Raw genomic sequence first — 24,245 nt, forward strand, 5'->3', positions numbered from 1 at the left:
GCGCGCGGAGAAAACAACAATGAGTGCAGTGATCAAAGACAACGCGCACAGCAAGACCCTGGTCAGCCTGCGCGGCCTGAACAAGCACTACGGCGACTTCACCGCCGTAGATAACCTCGACCTGGAAATCCAGGACGGCGAGTTTCTCACCTTCCTTGGCTCCAGCGGTTCTGGCAAGTCCACCACCCTGTCGATGCTGGCCGGCTTCGAGACACCCAGCAGCGGCGAAATTCTGGTCGAAGGCCAGTCGCTGGTGAACGTGCCGCCGCACAAGCGCGACATCGGCATGGTGTTCCAGCGCTACTCGCTGTTCCCGCACCTGAACGTGCGCGACAACATCGCCTTCCCGCTGGCCATCCGCAAGCTTGGCGCTGCAGAAACCAGCAAGCGGGTCGACGCCATGCTCAAACTGGTGCAGCTGGAGAAATTCGCGCATCGCAAGCCCTCGCAGATGTCGGGCGGGCAGCAACAGCGCGTGGCGATTGCCCGCGCGCTGGTGTACGAGCCGCGCATCCTGCTGATGGACGAGCCGCTTGGCGCGCTGGACAAGAAGCTGCGCGAAGACCTGCAGGATGAACTGCGCCAGTTGCACCGGCGCCTGGGCATCACCATCGTCTATGTGACCCATGACCAGGAAGAAGCCATGCGCCTGTCCCAGCGCATCGCCATCTTCAGCCACGGCAAGATCGTCGGCCTGGGCACCGGTTACGACCTGTACCAGAACCCGCCGAATGCCTTCGTCGCCTCGTTCCTGGGCAACTCGAACTTCCTGCAGATCAAGGCCAGCGGCCATGGCGCCGGCAGTTTCGAGGGCCAGCCGCTGGCGATCCGCCTGACACCTGGCCTGGCCGCCGGGCAGGACGCACTGATCATGGTGCGCCCGGAAAAAGCCCTGGCCCTGACCACTGAACAAGCGGCGCGCGAACCGTTGCCCACGGGCTGGAACGAGGTCATCGCGAAAGTCGGCGAAGTGCTGTTCCTTGGCGAAAGCCAGACCTGCCACGTGATGACCCCAGGCGGCACGGAGATGACCGTGAAAGCGTTGTCTGCCGCTGGCATGCCAATGCAGCCGGGCGATACCGTGAAGGTGCGTTGGGCGGTAGCGGATGCGTGCATTTACACCGAGTGGGCGCAAAGCGACCTGAGCAAATCGGCAGGGGCGCATTGATCGGCAAGCCACTCTGCAAGCCACTATGAATGTACCGGCCTCTTCACGGCTTGCGCCGCGAAGGGGCCGCTACGTTCAACCTTCCAGGTTCAGAACGATAGACCCAGTTTGACCCCGTACTCGTCACGCTTGAGTTCGGTGTTGTCTGCCAGCAAGGTGTCTTCGTCCAGTTCATAGTTGGTGCGGGTGTAATACACCCCGGCGTAAATCGGGAAGTCGCCCTGCTGGTTCATCAGCAGGCTGATCTCGGCATAAGGGTTGGTGCGGTCCCTCATGTCCGCCCTGTCGCTGCCAAGACGTTCCACATCGAGCTTCACCCTGCCATCGATACTGCGCCGCACGCCAGCCTCCACCCGCAGCGTTGCCGCATCGAACTGATGGTTGTAACCGAGCGCCGCCTTGGCGTAGGGCCCTTTGTAGGTCAAGTCGCTGTCCAGCCTGCGGCCCTCGATTTCGAACCGCGTCCAGGCATAGCCCGCGCCCACGATCACATCGACAAAGTTGCGCGCATCCAGTGCCGCCCGCCAACCCAAGTCGAGGTTAGCCTGGGCTTCCTTGAGCTTGTTGTCCTTCTGCTTGGTGTATTTGCCTTCTGCACCGACCTGGTAGATGAACCCGGATTCGGCCGTCATCTTGTTACCGAAGTTGGCGAAAACGCCACCCTCACCCACGTGTTCCGACTGGCTTTGCTGCCCCCCATGAAAGTTGAATTCGTCGTAAGCGCCTAACAGGCCAAGGGTGAACAATGGATCGGTGCTGGGTGCGGCAGTGGCCGCCAGAGGTGAACCCATCAGGGCAAGAATGCAGGTATGACGTAACAGATAACGAGTACGCATGCGTGAAGTCTCCATGACAGCGAAACGAATGGCGAACCCTCATTACGAGAATAGCCCCGCCGCGAAAGTTCGGAAAAAAATCATCAAATTCGCCCAACTCTGTGTTTCGTCACACTATTGCCAACCATCCAGATGATTGACGTGCGTGCCAGCGAGTGGTCATATGCGCGCCAGTTTCAGGTGTCCTGCGCCGCCGTGCGCAGGGTGAAACGGGAAGCCGGTGCGTCGTGTTCCACGACAAGTCCGGCGCTGCCCCCGCAACGGTAAGCGAGCGATACCTTCGACACACCACTGTGCACCTGCATGGGAAGGTGAAGGCGTCATGACCCTCGCAAGCCCGGAGACCGGCCTGAGGCTTCACTTGGCAACCCGCGGTGGGCGGGCGCAGGCCGGTATCCGCGTGCGCGCCTGCGTGTGCGGTTGCGCCTTTGCGTGTTTTCCACCGGGATCCATTCATTCCTGCAGCAGTGGAAAGACATGTCCCGTTTCTTCAAGCTTCACCCTCTGGCGGCCTGCCTGGCCGTCGCCCTGCCAGCCCTGGCCGATGACCAAGGCTCAGCCGTGCTGGCGCTGCCCTCCACGGCCGTCACCGACACCCGCGATGACCAGCACGTCGACCTCGCCACGCCGACCCAGGCCGGTTCACGCCTGAACCTCAGCGCCCTGGAAACCCCAGCCAGTACCAGCAGCATCACCGCCGAACAGATCCAGCAACGCAACAACCTCACCGTGCAGGACGCCGTGACCCGCTCGCCGGGCATCACCTTCGTCGGCAGCCCGGGTGATGGCGGCACTGGCCTGTCGGCCCGCGGCTTCACCGGGCAAGGTTCGGTGATGACTTTGTTCGACGGCGCGCGCCTGTACACCGGTGCTGGCACCCAGACGTTCCCGGTCGACCCGTGGATGGTCGAGCGCATCGATGTGATTCGCGGCCCGGCCTCGGTGCTGTATGGCGAAGGCGCCACCGGTGCGGTGATCAATGTCATCCCGAAAAAGCCCGTGACCGGCGACATTCACAACCACCTGCGCCTGGGCTATGGCTCCTGGGACCGCCAACAACTCGGCCTGGACAGCGGCGGCAGCCTCAGCGAGCGCCTGAGCTACCGCCTCACCCTCAACCAGCAGGCGGGCAACGGCTGGGTCGACCGCACCGAGTCGCGCAGCCTGGCACTTAGCGCGGCGCTGCGCTTCGACGCCAGCGACGATTTGAGTTTCACCCTGGCCCATGAACGTGGCGACGCGCAGCCGGCGAACTACTACGGCACGCCGCTGATCGACGGGCACTACCGCAGCAGCCTGCGCAAGAAGAACTACAACATCCAGAATGACGTGCAGCGCTACCACGACGAGTGGACCCGCCTCACTACCGACTGGGCCATCAACGACCAGCTCAGCGCCAGCAACCAGCTCTACTACATCAAAAGCCGCCGCCACTGGCGCAATGCCGAGGACTACAGCTGGGATGCCGACCGTGGGCAGCTGCTGCGCCAGAGCTACCTGCAGATCAAGCACAACCAGGAGCAGATAGGTGACCGCCAGACCTTCACCTTCGACCATTCGTTGTTTGGCCTGGCAAGCAGGACCCTGGTCGGTGCCGAGTACAACAAGGTGCGTTTCAACGTCGACAGCAACGCGCCGTACAACGACGTCGGCGGCGACTACATCGACCCATGGCAACCGACCCCGGGCGGGTTCCACAGCGGTTCGCCCACCCGCCCGCAAACCCTTTCCACCACCCACACCTTCGCCCTGCTTGCCGAGAACCGCCTGCAACTGACCGAGCGCCTGTCGATGGTGACCGGCGTGCGCCGCGACCAGAACCACATCGACCGCGACAACCTCACCAACAACACGCGCAGCGACCGCAGCCTGCAAGGCGGCAACTGGCGCGCCGGGCTGGTGTTCGCAGCCACCGACAACCTGTCGCTGTACGGCCAGTATTCCACCAGCGAGGACGGGGTGAACAACCTGATCAGCCTGAGCCCGACGCAGATGAACTACGACTTGACCGAGTCGAAGCAAACCGAGCTGGGCCTCAAGCAACGCTTCTGGGAAGGTCGCGGGGAGTGGACGCTGGCGGCCTTCCACATCGTCAAGAAAAAGCTGCTGGTCGATGACCCGCTCACCCACGAAAAGCAGCAGGCCGGGCAACAGACCTCCGATGGCCTGGAGGCGACGCTGGAGCTGGCCTTGCCGCAGCAATGGCAGGTTTCTGCCAATGCCTCGCTGTTGCGCGCCAGGTATGACGTTTTCGACGAGACGGCCGGCGGTGTGCCCCAGGACCGCAGCGGCAACCGCCCGGCCAATGTGCCACGGCGTACCGCCAACCTGTGGCTGACCAAGGGGTTTGGCCAGCAGGTGGAAGCCGGCATTGGCGCGCGCTATGTGGATGAGCGCTACGCCGACACTGCCAACACCCAGCGCGCACCGGGCTACACCGTGGTCGATGCCAACATCGGCTGGCAGCTGTTGCCGGACGTACGGCTCGGGTTGCAGATGAACAACCTGTTCGACCGGGAGTACGTGGCCTCGGCCTTCAGTGGCACGCAATGGATCATGGGCGCGCCGCGGTCGTACTTTGCTACCGTGGATTACAGCTTCTGATCTGAGTTGGCTGTACCGGCCTCATCGCCGGCAAGCCGGCTCCTACAGGTACAGCAGCGCCGCCGTACCGTGTGGGAGCCGGCTTGCCGGCGATGAGGCCCGCATGAACATCACAAAAACCACTACCAGGCAGTCATGGAATAGTGCCATCTACCGCGGCGCCTGCTTCGCGGCTGAAGCCGCTCCCACAGGTACAGCAGCGCCGCCGTACCGTGTGGGAGCCGGCTTGCCGGCGATGAGGCCTGCATGAACAGCACAAAACCACTACCAGGCAGTTACTAAATAGTTATAAGATAACGTTTCATTTGACATCCATTCCTGCCTGCGACCCTCTTCCATGACAAGTGCCGCCGCCACCCCCACCCTGCTCACCCAGCGCCTGCAGAGCATCGACGCCCTGCGCGGCCTGGTGATCCTGTTCATGCTGCTCGACCATGTTCGCGAAACGTTCTTCCTGCACCGTCAGGTCAGCGACCCGATGGCCATTGACGCTACCGACCCGTCGCTGTTCGCCAGCCGCACCCTGGCCCACCTGTGCGCGCCGGTGTTCGTACTGCTCACCGGCCTGTCGGCCTGGCTGTACGGCGAAAAGTACCAGGGCCGCAGCGATGTCTCGGCATTCCTGTTCAAGCGGGGCCTGTTCCTGGTGGTGCTGGAGTTCACCCTGGTCAACTTCGCCTGGACCTTCCAGCTGCCGCCCAGCGTCATCTACCTGCAGGTGATCTGGGCCATCGGCGTCAGCATGATCGCCCTGTCGCTGCTGGTGTGGCTGCCGCGCCCCGCGCTGCTGGGCTTGGCTGGCGTGCTCATCGCCGGCCACAACCTGCTCGATGGCCTGCACTTTGGCAGCGGTTCGGCGATGCACGTGCCTTGGGCGATCCTGCATGACCGTGGCTGGCTGGAGGTTTCCGACAGCCTGCGCCTGCGGACCTCCTACCCGGTGCTGCCGTGGATCGGCGTGATCGCCCTGGGCTATGGCCTTGGCCCATGGTTCGGCCGTGGTGCGCAGGCGCACCAGCGTCAGCATCAGCTGCTGCTGGCGGGCGTGATCGCCGTACTGGGGTTCGTCGTGCTACGCATGCTCAACGGCTACGGCGAAGCGCCGTGGAGTGGCTACCCGACGCTGACCCAAACGCTGATGAGCTTCTTCAACATCACCAAATACCCGCCTTCACTGCTGTTCCTGGCGCTGACACTTGGTTGCGGCCTGCTGTTGCTGCGCGCTTTCGAACGCGCCGGCCAGGCACGCTGGATAAGTGCCCTGGCGGTATTCGGCGCGGCGCCGATGTTCTTCTACCTGCTGCACCTGTACGTGCTGAAGCTGCTGTACCTGGCCTGCGTCGCGCTGTTCGGTTTGAACCACGGCGACTACTTCGGCTTCGACGGCATTGGCGCGGTATGGCTGGGTGCTGTGTTGCTGGCAGCGGCGCTGTACGTGCCGGTGCGCTGGTTCGCCCGGCTCAAGGGCCGCCGGCGCGACATCGCCTGGCTCAAGTACTTCTGATTTAGCGTTTTCACCCGGCGCCCGATGGTCTACCATGCGGGCCGCCGGTTTCCACCACGGAATTAATAGGGAATCCCAGGCCGCCCAGGCGCGCCAAACGGAACTGCCCCCGCAACTGTAGGTGCCGAGCCCGCTCCATGAATGCCACTGGGTCCCATGATCCGGGAAGGCCGGAGCCGGGTGATGAAGCACCAGTCAGGAGACCTGCCGGCTTACATTCACCAACCGGCGGGGTGTCCGGGATTGGCCATCAGTGTTGCCCCTGCCGCCTGCAGGGGCTCGGCGATGCCTGTCCGTGCGTTCCTTCCGTGAACTGTCCGATAGGAGATCGCCCAGCATGCTGCCTCGTTTCGCCACCTTGCTCGCCGGCCTGAGCCTCACCGGCGTGGCCCATGCCGCCGCCACGCATTACCCGCTGACCGTGGACAACTGCGGCATGCCGCAGACCTTCGCGCATGCCCCCGCGCGCGCGGTGACCATCGGCCAGGCCGGCACCGAAATGCTCTATGCCTTGGGGTTGGGTGAAAAGCTGGCCGGCACTTCGCTGTGGTTCAACAATGTGCTGCCGGAGTACAAGGCGTTGAACGACAAGGTACCGCGCCTGGCCGACAACGACCCAAGCTTTGAAGCGGTGGTCGGCAAGCGCCCTGAGCTGGTGGCGGTGCAGTTCGAGTGGATGGTCGGCGCCCAAGGCGTGGTCGCTACCCGCGAACAGTTCAACGAACTGAAGATCCCCACTTACCTGCTGCCCTCGGACTGCGAAGGCAAGGACAACCTGGTGGGTGCCGACGGCACCCGGCTGCAGGCGTTTCAGGTCGACAGCATCTACAAGAGCGTCAGCCAACTGGCCGAAATCTTCGACGTGCAGGACCGCGGCGAGGCGCTGAATGCCGACCTCAAGGCGCGCCTGGACAGCGCCAGGCAGCAACTGGCCGGCAAGGATCTGCGCAACACGTCGGCACTGTTCTGGTTCTCCAGCGCAGACCTGGACATCGACCCCTACGTCGCCGGCCGCCAAGGTGTGGCCGATTTCATGCTGCGCACCTTGGGCGTGCGCAACGTGGTCGAGTCCACCGAAGAATGGCCGACCGTGGGCTGGGAAACCATCGCCAAGGCCAACCCGACCTGGTTGATCATCGCCCGCATGGACCGCCGCCGCTTCCCCGCCGACGACTACCAGAAAAAACTCGAGTTCCTCCACAGCGACCCGGTCACCCAGCACATGGACGCCGTGAAGAACAACCGCATCATCATCCTCGACGCCGACGCCATGCAGGCTGGCATCCGCCTGTTCCGCGGCCTGCAGACCTTGTCGGCGGCCTTCGCCAGCGGTAAAGCGGCACAGTGATGAAGCGCCTGTTGCCCTGCACTGCCCTGGCCTTGGCCGCCCTGCTTGCAGCCCTGTTTGCAGGCACCGCCATTGGCGAAACCAGCGTGTCGCCCAGCGTGGTCTACCAGGTGCTGGCCAACCACTTGTGGCAGGCCGGTTACCCGGTCGACCCGATCGACGCCGGCATCATCTGGAACTACCGCCTGCCCCGCACCTTGGTCGCTGCGGCCTGCGGTGCAGGGTTGGCGACCTGCGGGGTGATCCTGCAGGCGCTGCTGCGCAACCCGCTGGCTGAACCCTACTTGCTGGGCCTGTCGGCGGGTGCCTCGACCGGGGCCGTGCTGGTCGGCCTGCTGGGCTTGGGCGGCGCGGCCCTGAGCATGTCCGGCGGCGCATTCGTTGGCGCCGTGGCGGCATTCGCCCTGGTGCTGATGCTGGCCCGCGCGGCCGGGCCGAGCAGCAACAACGCACAGGTCATCCTGGCCGGCATCGCCGGCTCGCAACTGTTCAACGCACTGACCGCATTCCTCATCACCAAGTCGGCCACCGCCGAGCAGGCGCGCGGTATCCTGTTCTGGCTGCTGGGCAACCTCAGCGGCGTGCGCTGGCCATCGGTAGGGCTGGCGGTGCCGGTGGCACTGTTCGGGCTGGTGGTGTGCCTGTGGCACCGGCGCACGCTCGATGCCTTCACCTTCGGTGCCGATTCAGCGGCATCGCTGGGCATCGCGGTGCGCCGCAGCCAATTGCTGTTGATCAGCTGCGCGGCGCTGGTGACGGCGGTGATGGTTTCGATTGTCGGCGCCATCGGCTTCGTCGGGCTGGTCATTCCGCATGCCTTGCGCCTGCTGCTTGGCCCGGGCCACAGCCGGCTGCTGCCGGCCAGTGCGTTGGGCGGTGCATTGTTCCTGATCGCCGCCGACATGCTGTCGCGCACGTTGATCCCTGGCCAGGTGATCCCGGTGGGCGTGGTCACGGCGCTGATCGGCGCCCCGGTGTTTGCGCTGATCCTGGTCAGCCGCCGGGGGCGCGCATGACGGTCATGACGGCGCTGCACATCGCCCCACTCACCTGCCAGGGCCTGAGCCTGCAACTGTCGGGCAACCGCGTGCTGCGCGATATCAACCTCACCGTGACGGCAGGCGAAACCCTTGGCATCGTCGGCCCCAACGGCTCCGGCAAATCATCCCTGCTCAAGCTGCTGGCCGGCTTGCGTCCACCGCACAGCGGCAGCGTGCAGCTGCTTGGCGAGCCCCTCGCGCGCCTGCCGCGCCGGCGTATCGCCCAGGCCCTGGCGCTGGTCGAGCAACAGGCCGACACCCTCGACGCGATCAGCGTGTTCGACGCCGTGGCACTGGGGCGCACCCCGTGGCTATCGGCCCTGGCGCCGTTCTCCAACGAGGACCGCGCCATTGTCGAGCAGGCGCTTGCCGACCTCGATGCCACGCACCTGCGCACGCGTATCTGGGGCTCACTGTCGGGCGGCGAACGCCAGCGTGTGCACATCGCTCGCGCCCTGGCCCAGCGCCCCCAGGTGCTGCTGCTCGACGAGCCGACCAACCACCTCGACATCCAGCACCAGCTGAGCCTGTTGCAGCAGGTGCAGGCACTGCCGGTCACCACCCTGGTGGCCCTGCACGACTTGAACCAGGCCCTCACCTGCGACCGCGTGGCGGTACTCGAACAGGGCTGCCTGGTCGCCCTCGGCAAGCCGCTGGAGGTACTCACCCCCGAGCGCCTGCTGAGCACCTTCGGCGTACACGCCCACTACCTCACCGACCCCTTCGACGGCGCGCGCATCCTGCGCTTTCGCGCCCCCTGAACCAGGAAGTTCCTGCCATGCTGCTGCGCCCCACCGCCCTGCTGCTCGCCAGCGCCCTGCTGCCTTTTACCGCGCTTGCCGAAGTGCACGAAGTGAAGATGCTCAACCGCGGGCCGGCGGGCGCCATGGTCTACGAGCCGGACCACCTGCGCATCGCGCCGGGCGACACCGTGCGCTTTCTGCCGACCCAGAGCGGCCATAACGCGGCCAGCCTGCCGGGGTTGCTGCCAGCCGGTGCCGAGGCGTTCAAGAGCAAGCTGAACCAGCCGTTCGAGCAGACTTTCACGGTACCTGGGCTGTACGGCATCCAGTGCATACCGCACCTGGCCATGGGCATGGTAATGCTGATTCAGGTGGGCGACACCGGCCCTGGCCAATTGCCCGCCACGCTGCCGGCACGGGCGCAAACGCGCTTGGCGGCGCAACTGCAGCAGCTGGAGGGCGGGCAATGAGCCGGTTGCTGCTGGCCCTGCCGCTGATTGGCCTTGCGCCTTTGGCGCTGGCTGAATCTGCACAATCACAGAGCAACGGCCTTGTCGAGGACAGTACCTGGAGCCTGCTCAACCGCACGGTCTACGACCAGCGTGACTACAAGCACGGTGGCCGCAACAGCGCTGGGCGCAATGCCTACAAGCCTCGCAGCGAACGTAACGGCCTGGCAGAAGAATGGGCCTACGGTTTGATGGGCACATTCCAGTCAGGCTTTACCCAAGGCCTGATCGGCGTAGGCGTCGATGCCCACGCCTACCTCGGCGTCCAGCTCGACAGCGGCGGCGGGCGCGTCGGCAAGGCCCGCTTGCTTGGCGTGGACAACGATGGCCACCCGAAAAACGAATACAGCCGCGGTGGTGCCGCGTTGAAACTACGCCTGTCCAACACCGTGCTTGCCTATGGCGAGCAGCGGGTAAAAACGCCGGTGTTCAGTTCGTCCGACAGCCGCTTGCTGCCCGAAACCGCCACCGGCTTTTTCCTCACCAGCAATGAAATCGACAAGGTCAAGCTGGTCGCCGGGCACTTCAACGAGAGTACCGACCGTAACGCCTCAAGCCACGACCAGGGCTTCGTGGTCAACTATTCCAACGGCCAGAAGGGCAACAGCTTTGACCTCGCCGGGGTGGTGTGGAACCCCAGCGCGGCATTCAGCGGCAGCCTGTACACCTCCCGCTACGAGGACACCTGGAACCAGCACTACCTCGGCAGCACGATCACCCACGCCCTGGACGACCGCCGCAGCCTGAGCCTGGACCTCAACCTGTACCGCACCACCGACACCGGTAAAGCCCTGTCCGGGCGTATCGACAACACCACCTGGAGCTTGATCTCGCGCTACAGCCAAGGGCCGCACAGCTTCAGCCTGGGCTGGCAACAGGTAGATGGCAACACGCCGTTCGACTACGTGACCCGCGGCGCGATCTACATTGCCAACGCCGTGCAGATGTCCGACTTCAACGCCCCGAACGAGAAGTCCTGGCAGGCGCGCTATGACCTGAACATGGGCGCGTATGGTGTGCCGGGGTTGAACCTGACCGCGTTGTACGTGCGCGGGTTCGATGTCGATGGCACGCATGTAGACCCCAATGGCGGGTATGCGTACCTGGGCTATGGCAAGGGCGGCAAGCATTGGGAGCGGGACCTGGAGGCACGGTATGTGGTGCAGAGCGGCAAAGCCAAGGGTACGACGTTTTCGGTGAGGCATAACGTGCACCGGGGGGATACGGCGCAGGCGGAGCTGGATGGGGATCAGATTCGGTTGGCGGTGGAGTGGCCGTTGACGGGCGGGTTGTGATTTGGTCTGGTCGCGTCATGGCTGGCAGGTGCACGCCGTGGGTTTTGCGGCGTTCCGCAGATCGAGCGCCGCGCGGGCGGCGCTCGGTTTGCGCATCACCCTGGCACTCAAGCCGACCGCCTGAAACGCTCAGGCAACGCCCCAAGCCTGTTTCTCCGCGTCAGTCATCGCTGCCACCACATCAGCAAAAGTGTCGTTGAATTCCGAGCTTACATTGCCGTGCACCTTGTAATTGGTCAGCAAATACTGCTTCACCGTCTTCGGCCACCCGCCCTCCTTGTGCGCTGCATTGATGATGCCCTTGGCATCTTGATAATTGGTCGTGGGCCGCAATTGCGAGAGCCGCCTTTCAAAATCGGCAAAGGTCCACGCATCGGGGCGGTTCTCGAACTCGTCGAGTAGTTCGAGTTTGTACAGCGCAAGGTGTGCCATGGGTGCTCTCCCTTCGTCATGTCAGTGACCCGACGGTAAGGAAATCACCGCGCGTTTGAAATGAACCAGGTGTCCACACTCGCCGCCGACAAGTAGGAAAAATCCTAGCCAGCCAGCGATTGCTCCATGTGCGTCGTCTGCCACACCGGGTCGTCCTCTACATCGATCACCGCAAACCCTTGACGCTCCCAGAAGCGGATGGCCCCGGGCAGAAACGGGTGGGTATGCAGATACAGGCACTCGACACCGGCGTCGATGGCCTGGTCGCGCAAGGCTGCGAACAGGGCGGCTGCCAGGCCGTGACGGCGGTACTCGGGCAGCACGAACAGCCGCACCACTTCGACCACGTGCTTGCCTTGGTAATCGAGTTGCTTGAAGCGATGGTCATAAGGCAGGTAACCGATGGCCGCGATCAATCGGCCTTGATCACGGGCTTCCAGAAAGCACTCTTCGCCGTCCAGATAGGTGGCCTCGAAATGGGCGAGGTCGTTGGGCAAGGGCGCATTGGCGAGCACGGGGAAAAGTTCGCGCCGAGCGTTGTCGACGAAGGCGACGACTTCGCCGACGGCAGTGCGGCTGGGCGATTGGATGATCCAGTTTGGCATGGTGGCGAAAGAAGACGGCTTGGCAAAAGGGTTACCACCCTACCGTAGAAAACGCCGCAATGCAGTGCCAGTATGGCTCGTCGGCGCCTGGCCGGCCCCGCTATAATCCACCGTCTGAAACGCGCGCCCAAGGCCACCCCATGCCCCGCATCCCCACGTTGCTGCTGCCCCTGCTGTTCATCGCCGCCCTCACCGCCTGCGACCAGAAGCCCACCCGCGAGGAACAGATCCTCGCCAACCTGCCCTTGCAGGAAGCCTACGAGCACAACATCGAACGCATGGCGTCGCTGCTGACCCGCACCCACCCGCAGCTGGCCGAGGACACCATCCGCGGCGTGCTGCGCAAGCACCTCACGGTCGAGGACCAGCGCCAGGACCTGTTCAAGCTCTACAGCGAGAAGAACTTCAGCGACACCGAATTCGCCACCATCGTGGAGGTCACTCGCGACCCGGCCAAGGCCAAGGCGCTGGAAGAGACCGAAGACGGCCAGCAACTAAGCGCCAAACTCACCCGCCTGATGCGCGAGACGGCGCGCGACGAGAAGGCCCAGGCCTTGGCCAAACAGCGCCTGCAACAAGTGGAAGACGAGCTGAATGCGCTAGAAAACGCCGGTACCTGATGCTTGGCGACGGGCGCAATCGCGTGTGCACGCCAAGCATTCAGCATTGATCGTTCGTTAGCCCGCACAGTCCAACGCGCATACCCGCCACTTTTGGAGATCACCATGCCCCGCCTGGGCTTTGCCTGCATGTACCGCCACCCGCACCGCAGCCTTTCGATCAAGGCGCTGGAGACCATCGAGCGCACATTCAACCCGCGCACCACCACCTTGCGCTGGTTGAGCGGGGCAAGCCCCGAAGCAGCCCGGGCCAAATTGTTCGAGCTGGTGCAGCACAACCTGGACGCGCAACTACGGCTGCTGGGCTATGTGGCAGCGCTGCCCCCCATGCTGCGCATGGTGCGCCTGAGCAGCGACCTGCTGCCGCTGTACAGCCATCCCGGCGTTGCCCCCTTGTACCGCGACCGCGAATTCCAGGCGCTGATGGCCGAACGCTTCGCCGCCATCGGCGACCTGGCTCGCCGCGCAGACATCCGCCTGTCGATGCACCCTGGCCAGTACTGTGTGCTGGGCTCCGATCGCCCTGAGGTCGTGAAAAACAGCCTGGCCGAATTCGAGTACCACGCCGACATGATCCGCATGATGGGTTTCGGCCAACGTTTTCAGGATTTCAAATGCAACATCCATATCGCCGGGCGCCTGGGGGTTGAAGGCATGCGCCAGGTGTGGCCAAGGCTGTCGCCAGTAGCACGCAACGTGATCACCCTGGAAAACGACGAGAAGACCTATGGCGTCGATGACTGCCTGGCGCTGGCAGACCTGGCGCCGGTGGTGCTGGATATTCACCACTGCTGGATTCACGAAGGCGACTACATCGCCCCCGACGACCCGCGCATCGCCAGGATCATCGACAGCTGGCGCGGCGTGCGCCCGACCATGCATTACTCGCAACCACCTGAGCACCTGCAAGCGCTGGGCTTCGCTGCCGAAGCCAAGATGACCATCCCGGCCCTGCTGGAGAAGGTCAACAAGCGCGACCTGTACGCGCACAGCGCGCAGATGTGGAACGACTGGACCAACCGCTATGCCCTGCAGTTCGTCGAGCGCTTCGACATCATGTTCGAGGCCAAGGACAAGAACCTCGCCACGCAGGCTTTCTACCAGCGCTACCTCCACAGCTGAACATACGGCGGCCATCCGTCGGTACGAGTGCACCCTGGGCGTGTGACAACAGCCGAAAGAAAGGTAATCACCCTTTAGGAGATTCACCATGAAGCGGATGACCTCACATGCAGTGCTGCTTGCCCTCTGCCTGGGCGCCAGCGTACCGCTGGCCTTTGCAGCGACCGACATGAACAGCACCACTGACCCTGGCTCAGGCACCATGAATGGCGCAGGTGCGAGCGGCTCCGGTACGCCGGGCGATGCCACCGGCAGTAGCACCGGCAGCAACGGCACCGACAATACAGGCGGCGACGGCACCAGCAACGGCGCAGGTTCTGGCACCAATGGCTCAGGCACCAATGGGCCGGGGACCAATGGTTCAGGTGGCATGGGCAGCGGCTCAGGCACAGGCTCTGGCGCAGGCTCAGGTGGCGCAGGCAGCGGCTCGGGCGGTTCCGGGGGATCTGGTGGCGCCGGCGGCGGTGGCGCGGGAGGCTCAGGTGGTGGCGGCGGCGGTGGCAGCTGATAGCTGTGACGTTGACGGCCTCTGCGTGGCTGGAACGCGTGCAGAGGCCGGTTGGAATTCAGCGAATGTAACAAGCCTTGTCATAAAACTGTCGTCTTTCGGTCATAGGATTGACCCCAACCTGACATTTCCCTTCTTCATGGATGAACGTCTCATGCGTCGTGTGGTTTTCAATCAGAAAGGTGGCGTCGGCAAGTCGAGCATCGCTTGCAACCTCGCCGCCGCCAGTGCCGCCGAGGGTTATCGCACATTGCTGGTCGACCTCGACCCGCAAGCCAACGCCACCTACTACCTCACCGGGCTGACCAACGACGCCATCCCCGCCGGCATCGCCGACTTCTTTCGCCAGACCTTGTCCCCCGTAACCGCAGCGGGCAAGAAGCACCGCGTGGCGATTACCGAAACCCGCTACCGCAACCTGCACATGGTTACCGCCAGCCCCGACCTCAGCGACCTGCAAAGCAAGCTGGAGAGCAAGTTCAAGATCAACAAGCTGCGCAAGCTGCTGGTGGAGCTGGGCGAAGATTACGAGCGGATCTACATCGACACCCCACCTGCACTCAACTTCTACACCTTCAGCGCCCTGGTGGCCGCCGAGCGCCTGTTGATCCCGTTCGACTGCGACAGTTTCTCGCGTCAGGCGCTGCATTGTGTGATGGCCGAAGTCGAGGAACTGCGCCAGGACCACAACCCGGCGCTGCGGGTGGAAGGCGTGGTGGTCAATCAGTTCGCCAACCGCACGGCACTGCACCAGACCTTGGTCGATCAGTTGCGCGCCGAAGGCATGCCGGTGCTGCCGGTGTACCTGAGCAGCTCGATCAAGATGCGCGAATCGCACCAGGCTTCGGTGCCGCTGGTGCACCTGGCGCCACGGCACAAACTGGCGCAGGAATTCGTCGAGTTGCTGGATGTGCTGGAGCGGGCGGCCTGACCTGCGACATCCTGCCGCGCCAAAGCACTACCCGACCGTTCGTCCGGGTGATAGATTCGCCGCCATGAAAACCACCCGGCACACCCGCATGCTGACTGCATGGACGCTCTACGCCAGCGTCCTGTTCAGCCTGTTGCTGTGTGGCCTGCACCACGGCCAGATGGGCGGCCTGCGCCTGGCCGGGCTGGAAGGTGGTTTTTGCTCGATCAACAGCGAGCACGGCGTGGCCATCGACCTGGATGGCGCCGGCGGCGACCAGCACATGGCCCAGCTCGATTGCCCGGTGTGCTCATCGTTCGGCATGGCGGTGCCGCTAAGCAGCGGCTGGTCGTTCACCCCCGCACACGCCGGCGCCACCTCGCCCATCGTCGTGCGCAGCTGGGCGCAACCGCCCCCACGCTATCTGCGCCCTACCCTCAACCCCCGCGCGCCCCCCGTCGCCTCTCCCGCAGCTGCCAATCATTTCGCCTGACCCCGACCGGGCGCGCCTGTGCGCACGCTAAGGGTCAGCCATGACCTTTGCGTGGAAGACACAACAACATGTTCCGCACTACCTCCCTGGTGCTCCTGATGAGCACCTGCACCCTCGCCTGGGCGGACGACGCCGTCGAACTCACCGCCACCACCATCGATGGCCAGCGCGAGGCGCCTTCCGGCGTGCAGCTGGACGAGCCGATCCGCACCGGTTCGCGGCTGGGCCTGACTGCACGGGAAACGCCCGCCTCGGTGAGCGTGTCCGACCGCCGCGTCATCGAAGAGCGCGGCGATAAGGACAGCCAGGACGTGATCAACGCCATGACCGGCGTGAACGCTTCGGCCAACCCAGGCTATGGCGGCTACGTCAGCTACCGCGGCTTCACCCAGAACCAGGTGACGCAGTTGTACAACGGCATCAACCTTGGCTACAGCAGTGCCACCCGGCCGATTGATGCGTGGGTGCTGGACCGGGTCGAGTTGATCGGCGGCCCGTCCTCGTTCCTGCACGGCGCAGGTGCCGTGGGTGGCTCGATCAACTACATCACCAAGCTTGCCAGCCGGGATCAGCAGGTGATCGATGGGCGCATTCGCTATGGCAGCTTCGACGATTCGGAAGTCGCCTTCGGCATCAACCAGGCCCTGGCCAGCAACCCGGGCGACGCCCGCCACTTCATGCGCCTGGACTTCAGCCACGGCCAGGGCAACGGCTACATCGACCGCAACAAGCGCCAGACCGACAGCCTGGCGTTTTCGCTGCTCAGCGACCTGGCGCCCAACCTCACGCACACCCTGGCGCTGGAATACCAGGAAGACACCGAGGACAGCCCGTACTGGGGTTCGCCGATACTGCCCGGGCGCAGCACCATGAAGATCGACAACAGCCGCCGCTTCGAAAACTACAACGTCGCCGACGGCCGTTACGAGCAGCGCGTGCGCTGGCTGCGCTCGATCCTCGATTACCAGGTCAGCGACAGCACCAGCGTGCAGAACACGCTGTACCACTACAACGCCCAGCGCGATTACCGCAACGTCGAGCGCTACAGCTACACCAGCGACGGCAACGTGCTGCGCGCCAGCCCCTACCTGCAGCGCCACGACCAGAATGTGCTGGGGGACCGCCTTGAACTGCGTCATGACAACCAGCTGTTCGGCCTGGCCAGCCAGTGGTCACTGGGCTTGGACTACTCGCGCATGCGCCAGACGCTGTACCCGACCTCGGGCAACTGGAGCGATGTGGTCGACCCTGACCATTTCGACCCGGGCAGCTTCGATGACATCCCGGTGGTGAACGCGGGGCTGACCAAACAGCGGCGCCATGAGGTCACCAACCGCGCCGTGTTCGCCGAGAACCGCTTGCAGTTGACCGATCGCCTGGCCCTGCTGACGGCCTTGCGCTACGACTACCTGGACATGCAAGTGACCAACTACGGCGCTGTCACGCCCACGTCCCCGGCCTACTTCGAACGACGTTGGGAGCCGCTGTCCGGGCGCATCGGCCTGACCTACGCGCTGACCCCGTCGGCCAGCGTGTACGCGCAATACAGCAGCTCGGCCGACCTGCCTGCCGGGTCACTGGCGGCGGCCACGTACTCCAACGTGGGCCTGTTCGATCTGTCCAAGGGCGAGCAGTGGGAAGTCGGCAGCAAGGTCGACTTCCTCGACGGCCGGGGCGCGGCAACGGTGGCGGTGTACCAGATCGTGCGCAAGGACTTTGCCGTGCGCGATTCGGCCAACCCGAACCTGACGGTGCAGGCCGGCCAACAGACTTCGCGTGGTATCGAGCTGTCCGGGCGCCTGCAGGTCACCGCCAAGCTGCTGGCCGAGGCCAACTATGCGTACGTCGATGCCGAGTACGATGAATTCAACGAAGCGGTCAATGGCGTATCTGTCTCGCGCAAGGGCAATGCGCCGGTCAACGTGCCCGCCAATGTCGGCAACCTGTGGCTGACCTACAGCTTTACCCCAGCATGGTCGGCGGGGGTGGACGGGCGCTATGTCGGGTCGGTGTATGCGGATAACGCCAACACCCTGAAGGCGCCGGCCTACACCTTGTTCGGGGCCTTCGCCCGCTACCGCCTGGACGAGCACACCACGGTCACCGGCCGGGTGCGCAACCTGACCGACGAGGTGTATGCCAAGCAGGCATATGGGCTGCAGTACTACATGGGCGCGCCGAGGACGTTCGAGGTGGCGGTGGATATGCGCTTCTAACCCCTTGAGCCCAGGCGGTGCCCTGTAGGAGCTGGCTTGCCTGCGATCGGCTGCGAAGCAGTCGTAAATTCGGTATCCGGGTTTTGTCTGACACTGCGCAGATACTGATTTTACGACTGCTTCGCAGCCGATCGCAGGCAAGCCAGCTCCTACAAATGATTGCGATCCTTAAGCTGAAGCCACCGCACCAATGAAGTTGGCCAGCTCCGCAGTCCTTGGCGCGGCGAATACTTCGCGGGGGTGCCCCACCTCATGCACCTTGCCATGGTGCATGAACACCAGCTTGTCGCCGACCTCGCGGGCAAAGCGCATTTCATGGGTAACCATGATCAGGGTCATGCCCTCGCTGGCCAGCTGGCGCACCACCCCCAGCACTTCATTGACCAGCTCAGGGTCGAGCGCCGAGGTGATCTCGTCGCACAGCAACACTTTGGGTGACATGGCCAGCGCCCGGGCGATCGCCACCCGCTGCTGCTGGCCCCCTGAAAGCCGGTCCGGGTAAGCATCGAATTTTTCCGCAAGGCCCACCCGCGCCAGCATTTGCTCGGCCAGCTCGCGCGCTTCAGCCCTGCTGGCCTTTTTCACCACTTGCGGCGCTAGCATCACGTTTTCGCCCACACTCAGGTGGGGGAACAGATTGAACTGCTGGAACACCATGCCCACCTTCTGGCGCAGGGCACGCAAGTCGGCGCGGCCGGCATCGAGGTATTCACCGTCCACCTCGATCACCCCGTCGCTGATCGACTCCAGGCCGTTGAGGGCACGCAGCAAGGTGCTCTTGCCCGAGCCGCTGCGGCCGATGATCGCCACCACCTCGCCTTCTTCGATGCTCAGGTCGACACCCTTGAGCACGTGGTTGTCGCCGTAGTACTTGTGCAGCGCAGACACTCTAAGCAGGGGCATGCAGCCTCCTCTCCAAATAACGGGCGCTCAGCGAGAGCGGGTAGCAAAGGATGAAATAGCCCAGCGCGACCAGGCCATAGACCATGAACGGCTCGAAGGTGGCGTTGGCCAGCATGCCGCCGGTTTTGGTCAGCTCGGTAAAACCGATGATCGAAGTCACCGCCGTGCCCTTGACCACCTGCACGGAAAACCCCACGGTCGGCGCCACGGCGATGCGTAGCGCCTGCGGCAGGATCACATGGCGCAGCTGCTCCATGCGGCTCAGCGCCAGGCTGCCGGACGCCTCCCACTGGCCACGCGGGATGGACTCGACGCAGCCGCGCCAGATCTCGGCAAGGAACGCGCTGGTGAACAAGGTCAGGGCAATGGCGGCCGCCATCCAGGCGGACACATCCAGGCCCAGCAAGGCGATGCCGAAGAACACCATGAACAGCTGCATCAGCAGCGGCGTGCCTTGGAACAGCTCGATGTAGCCCCGCGCCAGGCCGCGCAGCACGGGCCATTGGGCAATTCGAGCGACCAGCACCAGCAGGCCCGCCAGGCCGCCAAACACGAATGCCACCAGCGACAGCAGCAAGGTCCATTGCAACCCCAGCAACAGGTTGCGCAGGATGTCCCAGAAGGTGAAGTCCATCAGCGTTTCCCCATCAGCAGGCGTTGCCCCAGCCAGGCCAGCAACTGGCGCAGCACAATGGCCATCAGCAGGTACAGCACGGTGGTCAGCAGGTAGGTTTCGAAGGCCCGAAAGTTGCGCGACTGGATGAAGTTGGCGGCGAACGACAACTCCTCGGTGGCGATCTGCGAGCACACCGCCGAGCCGAGCATGACGATCACGATCTGGCTCGTCAGCGCCGGCCAGACCTTGGCCAGCGCCGGCTGCAACACTACATGGCGGAACGCTTCGAAGCGGCTCATGGCCAAGGCTGCAGCTGCCTCCAGCTGGCCCTTGGGGATGGCCTGAATACCGGCGCGGATGATTTCGGTGGAGTAGGCGCCGAGGTTGACCACCATGGCCAACACCGCCGCCTGCCATTCGCTCAGGCGAATGCCCAAAGCCGGCAGGCCGAAGAAAATGAAAAACAGCTGAACGATGAAAGGCGTGTTGCGGATCAGCTCCACGTACAGGCCGAACAGCGCATCGAACGGCCGCACCCGCCAGGCGCGCACACCGGCGCCGAGCACGCCGATAGCCACGCCCAGCAGCGTGCCGACTGCCGTCAGGTGCAGGGTGAACCAGGCGCCCTTGACCAGCAGGTCGGCCTGGGCGAGTACGGGGGCGAAGTCGAATGCATAGGCCATGATTCAGGCTCCAGGCCGCTCAGAGGTCGGCCGGCAGCGGCTGCTTCAGCCATTTTTCGGCGTTGCGGTTCAGGCTGCCGTCGGCCTTGGCGGCTTCCAGGGTGGTGTTGACCTTGTCCAGCAGTGCCGGCTCGTTCTTGGCCAGGCCAACATAGACCGGCGAATCCTTGAGCTTGACCTTGACCACCGGCACCTTGGCCGGGTTTTTCTCGGCGATGGCCGCCATCACCACACTGCCACTGGCGATCAGCTCGACCTGGCCCGACAGGTAAGCGGCGATGGTTGAGTTGTTGTCTTCGAAGCGTTTGATCACCGCGCCCTTGGGCGCTACGGCGCTCAGCTCCATGTCCTCGATCGAGCCGCGGGTCACGCTGATGGTTTTGCCAGCGACCGCATCGATGCCGGCAATGTCGGCCTCGGCCGGGCCGAACACGGCGAGGTAGAACGGTGCATATGGCCGGGAGAAATCAATCACCGCGGCGCGCTCGGGGTTCTTGCCCAGGCTGGAGATCACCAGGTCGACCTTGCCGGTGGTGAGAAACGGAATGCGGTTGGTGCTGTTGACCGGGGTCAGGGCCAGCTTCACGCCCAGCTTGTCCGCCAGCAACTGTGCGGTGTCGATGTCCAGGCCACGGGGTTTGAGGTCGGGGCCGACCGAACCGAAAGGCGGGAAGTCCTGCGGCACGGCCACCTTGAGCACGCCACGGGCGCTGATGTCGGCCAGCGCGTCAGCCTGGGCGGTTGGCAGCATCAGGGCGCCGCTGCAGCACAGGCTGGCCAGGAACAAGGTGCGGAATGTCTTCATGGGATGGCCTCGCAGGTTACCAGGGGATTGAGTGCTGGCTGGGCAGTGCACGGGGCATGCCAGAATGCTCGCAAACCCTGCTCGACAGCCGCCGAGGCCCGGCGCTGAACGGTCTTACTGGTCTGAACAGTTAACGGCCGCCCCTTCATGCTTGAGCTGCCACGCCCCGCTTTCGTGCAAGCCCTGCGTCACCTGCGCCAGTGCGGAGCAAAGCTTGCCAGCGCGCGGCAATGGCCGTAAAAAGCCAAGGTCATCGCCCTCCGACTGGTCTGAACAGCATGCTCGACACCCTCCCCCGCGCCGTCCCCGAACAGGCCCTGCACAGCATCCGCAAGCTGATTGATGAAGGCGGCTATCAACCGGGCGACGCGTTGCCCTCGCAGCGCGACCTGGCGGAGCAGTTGGGGGTGAGCCGCGCGTCACTGCGTGAAGCGCTGTCGTCGCTCAGCGCGCTGGGCCTGGTCAGCGTGCAACCAGGCAGAGGGGTGTTCGTGCAAGCGCCAGCACCCTCGGCGTTCGCCTGGCCGTATGCCGAGCAGGTTTCTGCCACCGATACCTTTCAGCTGCGTTATGCCCTGGAGGGCTTTGCCGCCGGGCAGGCCGCACTGGCGCTGACCGCCGATGATATCGATCGCCTGGAAGAGAACGTCGAAGCGATGCGCCAGGAGCTGCGCGCGGGCCGCTTTGAAGCCGCTGCCCGCCTCGACTTCGCCTTTCACCAGCAGTTGCTGCAAGCCTGCGGCAACCACGCCATGCTGCAAGTCATCACCGCCAGCCAGGAGATCTTCCTGGAAAGCCAGAAGCTGCCCTTCATCCGCCCCGAACGGGCCATGGAAACCTGGCAGGAGCACCGCAAGATCCTCCGCGCCCTCGCCCGCCGTTCGCAGGCCTCGGCGCAGAAGGCGATGCAGGAGCACATCCGCAACGCGGCGTCGCGCACCGGGGTGGTGTTTTCGGTTTAGCAGTGGCTCAGCGCTGTGCCGACACCAGCAGCATCATTGGCCGCTCCAGTTCTTCGGCCAGTGCCGGTAGCGCTGCAATCTGCGCTGCAGTGGGGGCGAATTCTTCGATGCGGTCGATCCGCAGGCCTGCCTCGATCAGGGTGTTGAGCGTGGTTGCAAGGGTGCGGTGATGCTTGAGCACGCCCTTGGCGAACCAGTCGGTGCGCCGCTCGCCTTCCACCGAGTAACCATTGACCGGCCAGGTCAGGCGACCGTCCGCATCCCTGAGCCAGTCCGGTTTGGCAGCCGCCATGTAGATGGGGTGCTCGATGGTGAACACCAGGTGGCCGCCGGGTGCCAGTGATTGGACCAGCGTCGCGATCAGGCGAGCGAAATCCTCGACATAGTGGAAGGTCAGCGCGCTGTAGGCCAGGTCGAAGGCCGCCGGGGGCAACTGCAGGTTGTCGAGGTCGGCGATGCAGTATTCGATGGCAGGGTCGGGGGTATCGCGACGGGCGCGTTCGATCATGTTCTGTGACAGGTCCAGGCCCAGCACCGAAGCTGCGCCCTGCTCACGCATCCAGCGCGAGGCCCAGCCAAAGCCGCAGCCCAGGTCGACCACGCGTTTGTCGTGCAGGTCGGGCAGCATGGCACGGATTGCCGGCCACTCGGGTGCGCCGTCCAGGCCCAGCACCTGGCGGGGGAGCTGGCTGTAGCCGGCGAAAAAGGCGGGGTTGTCGTAGATGTTCTGGGCCATGGGGGCTCCTGGAAAAGGCGGTAGACCCAGACTTTAATCCATTGCCGCTATCGTTTGCTCCGGCCTGTTCGCGGGCAAGCCCGCTTTGGAGTGGTCAAAAAAGATATCCCGGTGTCGCCCTCGACAAAGCGCCCTCCCACCTGCGCCGGTCTACTGGCTGTAACAAAAATGATGAAGCGGCCCGGACCGCCTCACTTTCCCTCCAGGCTGCCTTTGGAAACCGGAGCGTTCCCACATGTCCGCAACTCATGAGGTATCCCCCGCCACCCTGCGCCGGGTGATCGCCGCCTCGGCGATCGGCAATTTCGTCGAGTGGTTCGACTTTGCCGTCTACGGCTTCCTCGCCACCCTTATCGCCAGCCAGTTCTTCGCCAGCGGTGATGCCAGCGTGGCCTTGCTCAAGACCTTCGCGGTGTTTGCCGTGGCGTTTGCCTTGCGGCCGCTCGGCGGGATCGTCTTCGGCGCCTTGGGCGACCGGCTCGGGCGCAAGCGCATCCTGTCGCTGACCATCCTGCTGATGGCCGGCTCCACCACGCTGATCGGCCTGTTGCCGACCTACGCCAGCATCGGCCTCGCCGCCCCGGCGCTGCTGACCCTGGCGCGCTGCCTGCAAGGGTTCTCGGCCGGCGGCGAGTACGCTGGGGCATGCGCTTACCTGATGGAACATGCGCCACAGAACAAGCGCGCGTTCTACGGCAGCTTCGTGCCCGTGTCGACCTTCTCGGCGTTTGCCTGCGCGGCCGTGATCGCCTACGGCCTGGAAGCCAGCCTGTCGGCGGAGGCAATGGCGGCCTGGGGCTGGCGCATACCCTTCCTGGTCGCGGCGCCGCTGGGCCTGGTGGGCCTGTACTTGCGCTGGCGCATGGAGGAAACCCCAGCATTCCGCGAGGCCATCGCCCAAGGCAAGGTGCATGAGCATTCGCCGCTCAAGGACACCCTGCGCCACCATGGCCGGGCCATTCGCAACCTGGGGGCGTTCATTTCGCTCACGGCGCTGTCGTTCTACATGTTCACCACTTACTTCGCCACCTACCTGCAACTGGTCGGCAACCTGACCCGCGCGCAATCGTTGCTGGTCACCACCGTGGCGCTGCTATTCGCCGCCATCGGTTGCCCGTTGGCCGGCGCGTTCTCGGACCGGGTGGGGCGGCGCAAGACCATCGGCTTCACGTGCCTGTGGGTGATGGTCTGCGTGTTCCCGGCCTACTGGCTGGCCAGCTCCGGCTCGATGTCGGGCGCGCTGCTGGGGGTGATGCTGCTAGCGGTGGGGGCATTGAGCAGTGGCGTGGTGACCGCGGCGCTGTTGTCGGAGAGCTTCCCCACCCGCACCCGCTATACCGCCTCGGCGATTACCTACAACGTGGCCTATACCCTGTTTGGCGGTACCGCGCCGCTGGTGGCGACCTGGCTGATCGGGCAGACCGGCAGCAGCCTGGCACCGGCGTTTTACCTGGTGGTGATCGCACTGGTGGCGTTGGTGGGCGGGTTGGCGTTGCCGGAGACTTCACGGATTTCGTTGCATGAAGAGCCGGCTGCAGACGGCCAACGGCGAGCAGCCGGTAGCGCCCTTTGAGCATTTGCGGCCCA

24 protein-coding genes and 2 riboswitches are annotated in these 24,245 nt (G+C 64.4%); of the genes, 16 read left to right on the forward strand and 8 right to left on the reverse strand.

The window, feature by feature from the left end; genetic code table 11:
* The first annotated feature begins 19 nt into the window (after positions 1-19).
* Complete coding sequence (locus ACFY68_RS14095; RefSeq protein WP_387528198.1) at positions 20-1,168, forward strand: ABC transporter ATP-binding protein; 1,149 nt, start codon at positions 20-22, stop codon at positions 1,166-1,168.
* An 89-nt stretch (positions 1,169-1,257) separates the two neighbouring features.
* On the opposite strand, the gene ACFY68_RS14100 is transcribed toward ACFY68_RS14095, so the two are convergent.
* Positions 1,258-2,004 carry an outer membrane beta-barrel protein gene (locus ACFY68_RS14100; protein WP_387528200.1) on the reverse strand — a complete coding sequence of 249 codons (747 nt, stop codon included), beginning with the start codon at positions 2,002-2,004 and terminating at the stop codon, positions 1,258-1,260.
* A gap of 161 nt (positions 2,005-2,165) precedes the next feature.
* Positions 2,166-2,372, forward strand: a riboswitch (cobalamin riboswitch).
* A gap of 109 nt (positions 2,373-2,481) precedes the next feature.
* Between ACFY68_RS14100 and ACFY68_RS14105 the strand changes: the two genes are divergently transcribed.
* The 7 genes from ACFY68_RS14105 (at position 2,482) to ACFY68_RS14135 (ending at position 11,047) form a co-directional block, all read left to right on the forward strand.
* On the forward strand, positions 2,482-4,608 hold the full coding sequence (locus ACFY68_RS14105) for a TonB-dependent receptor (RefSeq protein WP_387528203.1): 2,127 nt from the start codon (positions 2,482-2,484) through the stop codon (positions 4,606-4,608).
* Positions 4,609-4,945: 337 nt separating this feature from the next.
* Entirely contained in the window at positions 4,946-6,112 is a 1,167-nt protein-coding gene (locus ACFY68_RS14110; protein WP_387528206.1) for a DUF1624 domain-containing protein, read from the forward strand.
* Positions 6,113-6,140: 28 nt separating this feature from the next.
* A riboswitch (cobalamin riboswitch) is annotated at positions 6,141-6,339 on the forward strand.
* A gap of 110 nt (positions 6,340-6,449) precedes the next feature.
* Positions 6,450-7,460 carry an ABC transporter substrate-binding protein gene (locus ACFY68_RS14115; protein ID WP_387528209.1) on the forward strand — a complete coding sequence of 337 codons (1,011 nt, stop codon included), beginning with the start codon at positions 6,450-6,452 and terminating at the stop codon, positions 7,458-7,460.
* Entirely contained in the window at positions 7,460-8,476 is a 1,017-nt protein-coding gene (locus ACFY68_RS14120) for a FecCD family ABC transporter permease (protein WP_387528212.1), read from the forward strand. Before ACFY68_RS14115 ends, ACFY68_RS14120 begins: the two co-directional genes overlap by 1 nt.
* Positions 8,473-9,261 carry an ABC transporter ATP-binding protein gene (locus ACFY68_RS14125; RefSeq protein ID WP_387528215.1) on the forward strand — a complete coding sequence of 263 codons (789 nt, stop codon included), beginning with the start codon at positions 8,473-8,475 and terminating at the stop codon, positions 9,259-9,261. Before ACFY68_RS14120 ends, ACFY68_RS14125 begins: the two co-directional genes overlap by 4 nt.
* 17 nt (positions 9,262-9,278) lie before the next feature.
* Positions 9,279-9,713 (forward strand): pseudoazurin, encoded by a 435-nt coding sequence (locus ACFY68_RS14130; protein WP_387528218.1) that lies wholly within the window; start codon positions 9,279-9,281, stop codon positions 9,711-9,713.
* The gene (locus ACFY68_RS14135; RefSeq protein WP_387528221.1) at positions 9,710-11,047 is read left to right on the forward strand and encodes an OprD family porin; all 1,338 of its coding nucleotides are present in this window, start codon (positions 9,710-9,712) and stop codon (positions 11,045-11,047) included. Before ACFY68_RS14130 ends, ACFY68_RS14135 begins: the two co-directional genes overlap by 4 nt.
* A 129-nt stretch (positions 11,048-11,176) precedes the next feature.
* Here the strand turns inward: ACFY68_RS14135 and ACFY68_RS14140 are convergent, their stop codons facing one another.
* The gene (locus ACFY68_RS14140; protein ID WP_387528223.1) at positions 11,177-11,479 is read right to left on the reverse strand and encodes a hypothetical protein; all 303 of its coding nucleotides are present in this window, start codon (positions 11,477-11,479) and stop codon (positions 11,177-11,179) included.
* A 104-nt stretch (positions 11,480-11,583) separates the two neighbouring features.
* Positions 11,584-12,084, reverse strand: coding sequence for a GNAT family N-acetyltransferase (locus tag ACFY68_RS14145; RefSeq protein WP_387528226.1), 501 nt, complete (start codon positions 12,082-12,084; stop codon positions 11,584-11,586).
* Between the two features lie 140 nt (positions 12,085-12,224).
* Here ACFY68_RS14145 and ACFY68_RS14150 point away from each other — a divergent pair, with 140 nt between their 5' ends.
* The 6 genes from ACFY68_RS14150 to ACFY68_RS14175 all read left to right on the forward strand — a co-directional run bounded on the left by ACFY68_RS14150 (position 12,225) and on the right by ACFY68_RS14175 (position 17,953).
* Complete coding sequence (locus ACFY68_RS14150) at positions 12,225-12,704, forward strand: hypothetical protein (protein WP_387528229.1); 480 nt, start codon at positions 12,225-12,227, stop codon at positions 12,702-12,704.
* 105 nt (positions 12,705-12,809) lie between these two features.
* Complete coding sequence (uvsE, locus tag ACFY68_RS14155; RefSeq protein WP_387528232.1) at positions 12,810-13,826, forward strand: UV DNA damage repair endonuclease UvsE; 1,017 nt, start codon at positions 12,810-12,812, stop codon at positions 13,824-13,826.
* Positions 13,827-13,914: 88 nt separating this feature from the next.
* On the forward strand, positions 13,915-14,334 hold the full coding sequence (locus ACFY68_RS14160; protein WP_387528235.1) for a hypothetical protein: 420 nt from the start codon (positions 13,915-13,917) through the stop codon (positions 14,332-14,334).
* A gap of 154 nt (positions 14,335-14,488) precedes the next feature.
* A complete protein-coding gene (locus ACFY68_RS14165; RefSeq protein ID WP_346612941.1) occupies positions 14,489-15,265 on the forward strand; it encodes a ParA family protein in 777 nt (258 codons plus the stop codon).
* A 64-nt stretch (positions 15,266-15,329) separates the two neighbouring features.
* Complete coding sequence (locus tag ACFY68_RS14170; protein WP_346612940.1) at positions 15,330-15,737, forward strand: DUF2946 family protein; 408 nt, start codon at positions 15,330-15,332, stop codon at positions 15,735-15,737.
* A gap of 68 nt (positions 15,738-15,805) precedes the next feature.
* Complete coding sequence (locus ACFY68_RS14175; RefSeq protein WP_387528239.1) at positions 15,806-17,953, forward strand: TonB-dependent receptor; 2,148 nt, start codon at positions 15,806-15,808, stop codon at positions 17,951-17,953.
* A 168-nt stretch (positions 17,954-18,121) separates the two neighbouring features.
* Here ACFY68_RS14175 and ACFY68_RS14180 read toward each other — a convergent pair whose 3' ends face one another.
* The 4 genes from ACFY68_RS14180 to ACFY68_RS14195 are packed head-to-tail and all read right to left on the reverse strand — an operon-like array spanning position 18,122 to position 20,960.
* On the reverse strand, positions 18,122-18,856 hold the full coding sequence (locus ACFY68_RS14180; protein ID WP_387528242.1) for an amino acid ABC transporter ATP-binding protein: 735 nt from the start codon (positions 18,854-18,856) through the stop codon (positions 18,122-18,124).
* Complete coding sequence (locus tag ACFY68_RS14185; protein WP_346613196.1) at positions 18,843-19,493, reverse strand: amino acid ABC transporter permease; 651 nt, start codon at positions 19,491-19,493, stop codon at positions 18,843-18,845. The genes ACFY68_RS14180 and ACFY68_RS14185 overlap by 14 nt, the downstream gene beginning before the upstream one ends.
* Positions 19,490-20,155 carry an amino acid ABC transporter permease gene (locus ACFY68_RS14190; RefSeq protein WP_387528245.1) on the reverse strand — a complete coding sequence of 222 codons (666 nt, stop codon included), beginning with the start codon at positions 20,153-20,155 and terminating at the stop codon, positions 19,490-19,492. Before ACFY68_RS14190 ends, ACFY68_RS14185 begins: the two co-directional genes overlap by 4 nt.
* Positions 20,156-20,174: 19 nt before the next feature.
* Complete coding sequence (locus ACFY68_RS14195) at positions 20,175-20,960, reverse strand: transporter substrate-binding domain-containing protein (protein WP_387528248.1); 786 nt, start codon at positions 20,958-20,960, stop codon at positions 20,175-20,177.
* Positions 20,961-21,238: 278 nt separating this feature from the next.
* On the opposite strand from ACFY68_RS14195, the gene ACFY68_RS14200 reads away from it, so the two are divergent.
* A complete protein-coding gene (locus ACFY68_RS14200) occupies positions 21,239-21,922 on the forward strand; it encodes a FadR/GntR family transcriptional regulator (protein ID WP_346612935.1) in 684 nt (227 codons plus the stop codon).
* A gap of 7 nt (positions 21,923-21,929) precedes the next feature.
* Here ACFY68_RS14200 and ACFY68_RS14205 read toward each other — a convergent pair whose 3' ends face one another.
* Positions 21,930-22,658 carry a class I SAM-dependent methyltransferase gene (locus ACFY68_RS14205; protein ID WP_387528251.1) on the reverse strand — a complete coding sequence of 243 codons (729 nt, stop codon included), beginning with the start codon at positions 22,656-22,658 and terminating at the stop codon, positions 21,930-21,932.
* Between the two features lie 235 nt (positions 22,659-22,893).
* On the opposite strand from ACFY68_RS14205, the gene ACFY68_RS14210 reads away from it, so the two are divergent.
* Positions 22,894-24,231 (forward strand): MFS transporter, encoded by a 1,338-nt coding sequence (locus ACFY68_RS14210; protein ID WP_387528254.1) that lies wholly within the window; start codon positions 22,894-22,896, stop codon positions 24,229-24,231.
* Positions 24,232-24,245 lie beyond the last annotated feature (14 nt).

The sequence above is a fragment of the Pseudomonas sp. NPDC012596 genome, assembly GCF_042902325.1.
Classification (GTDB): domain Bacteria; phylum Pseudomonadota; class Gammaproteobacteria; order Pseudomonadales; family Pseudomonadaceae; genus Aquipseudomonas.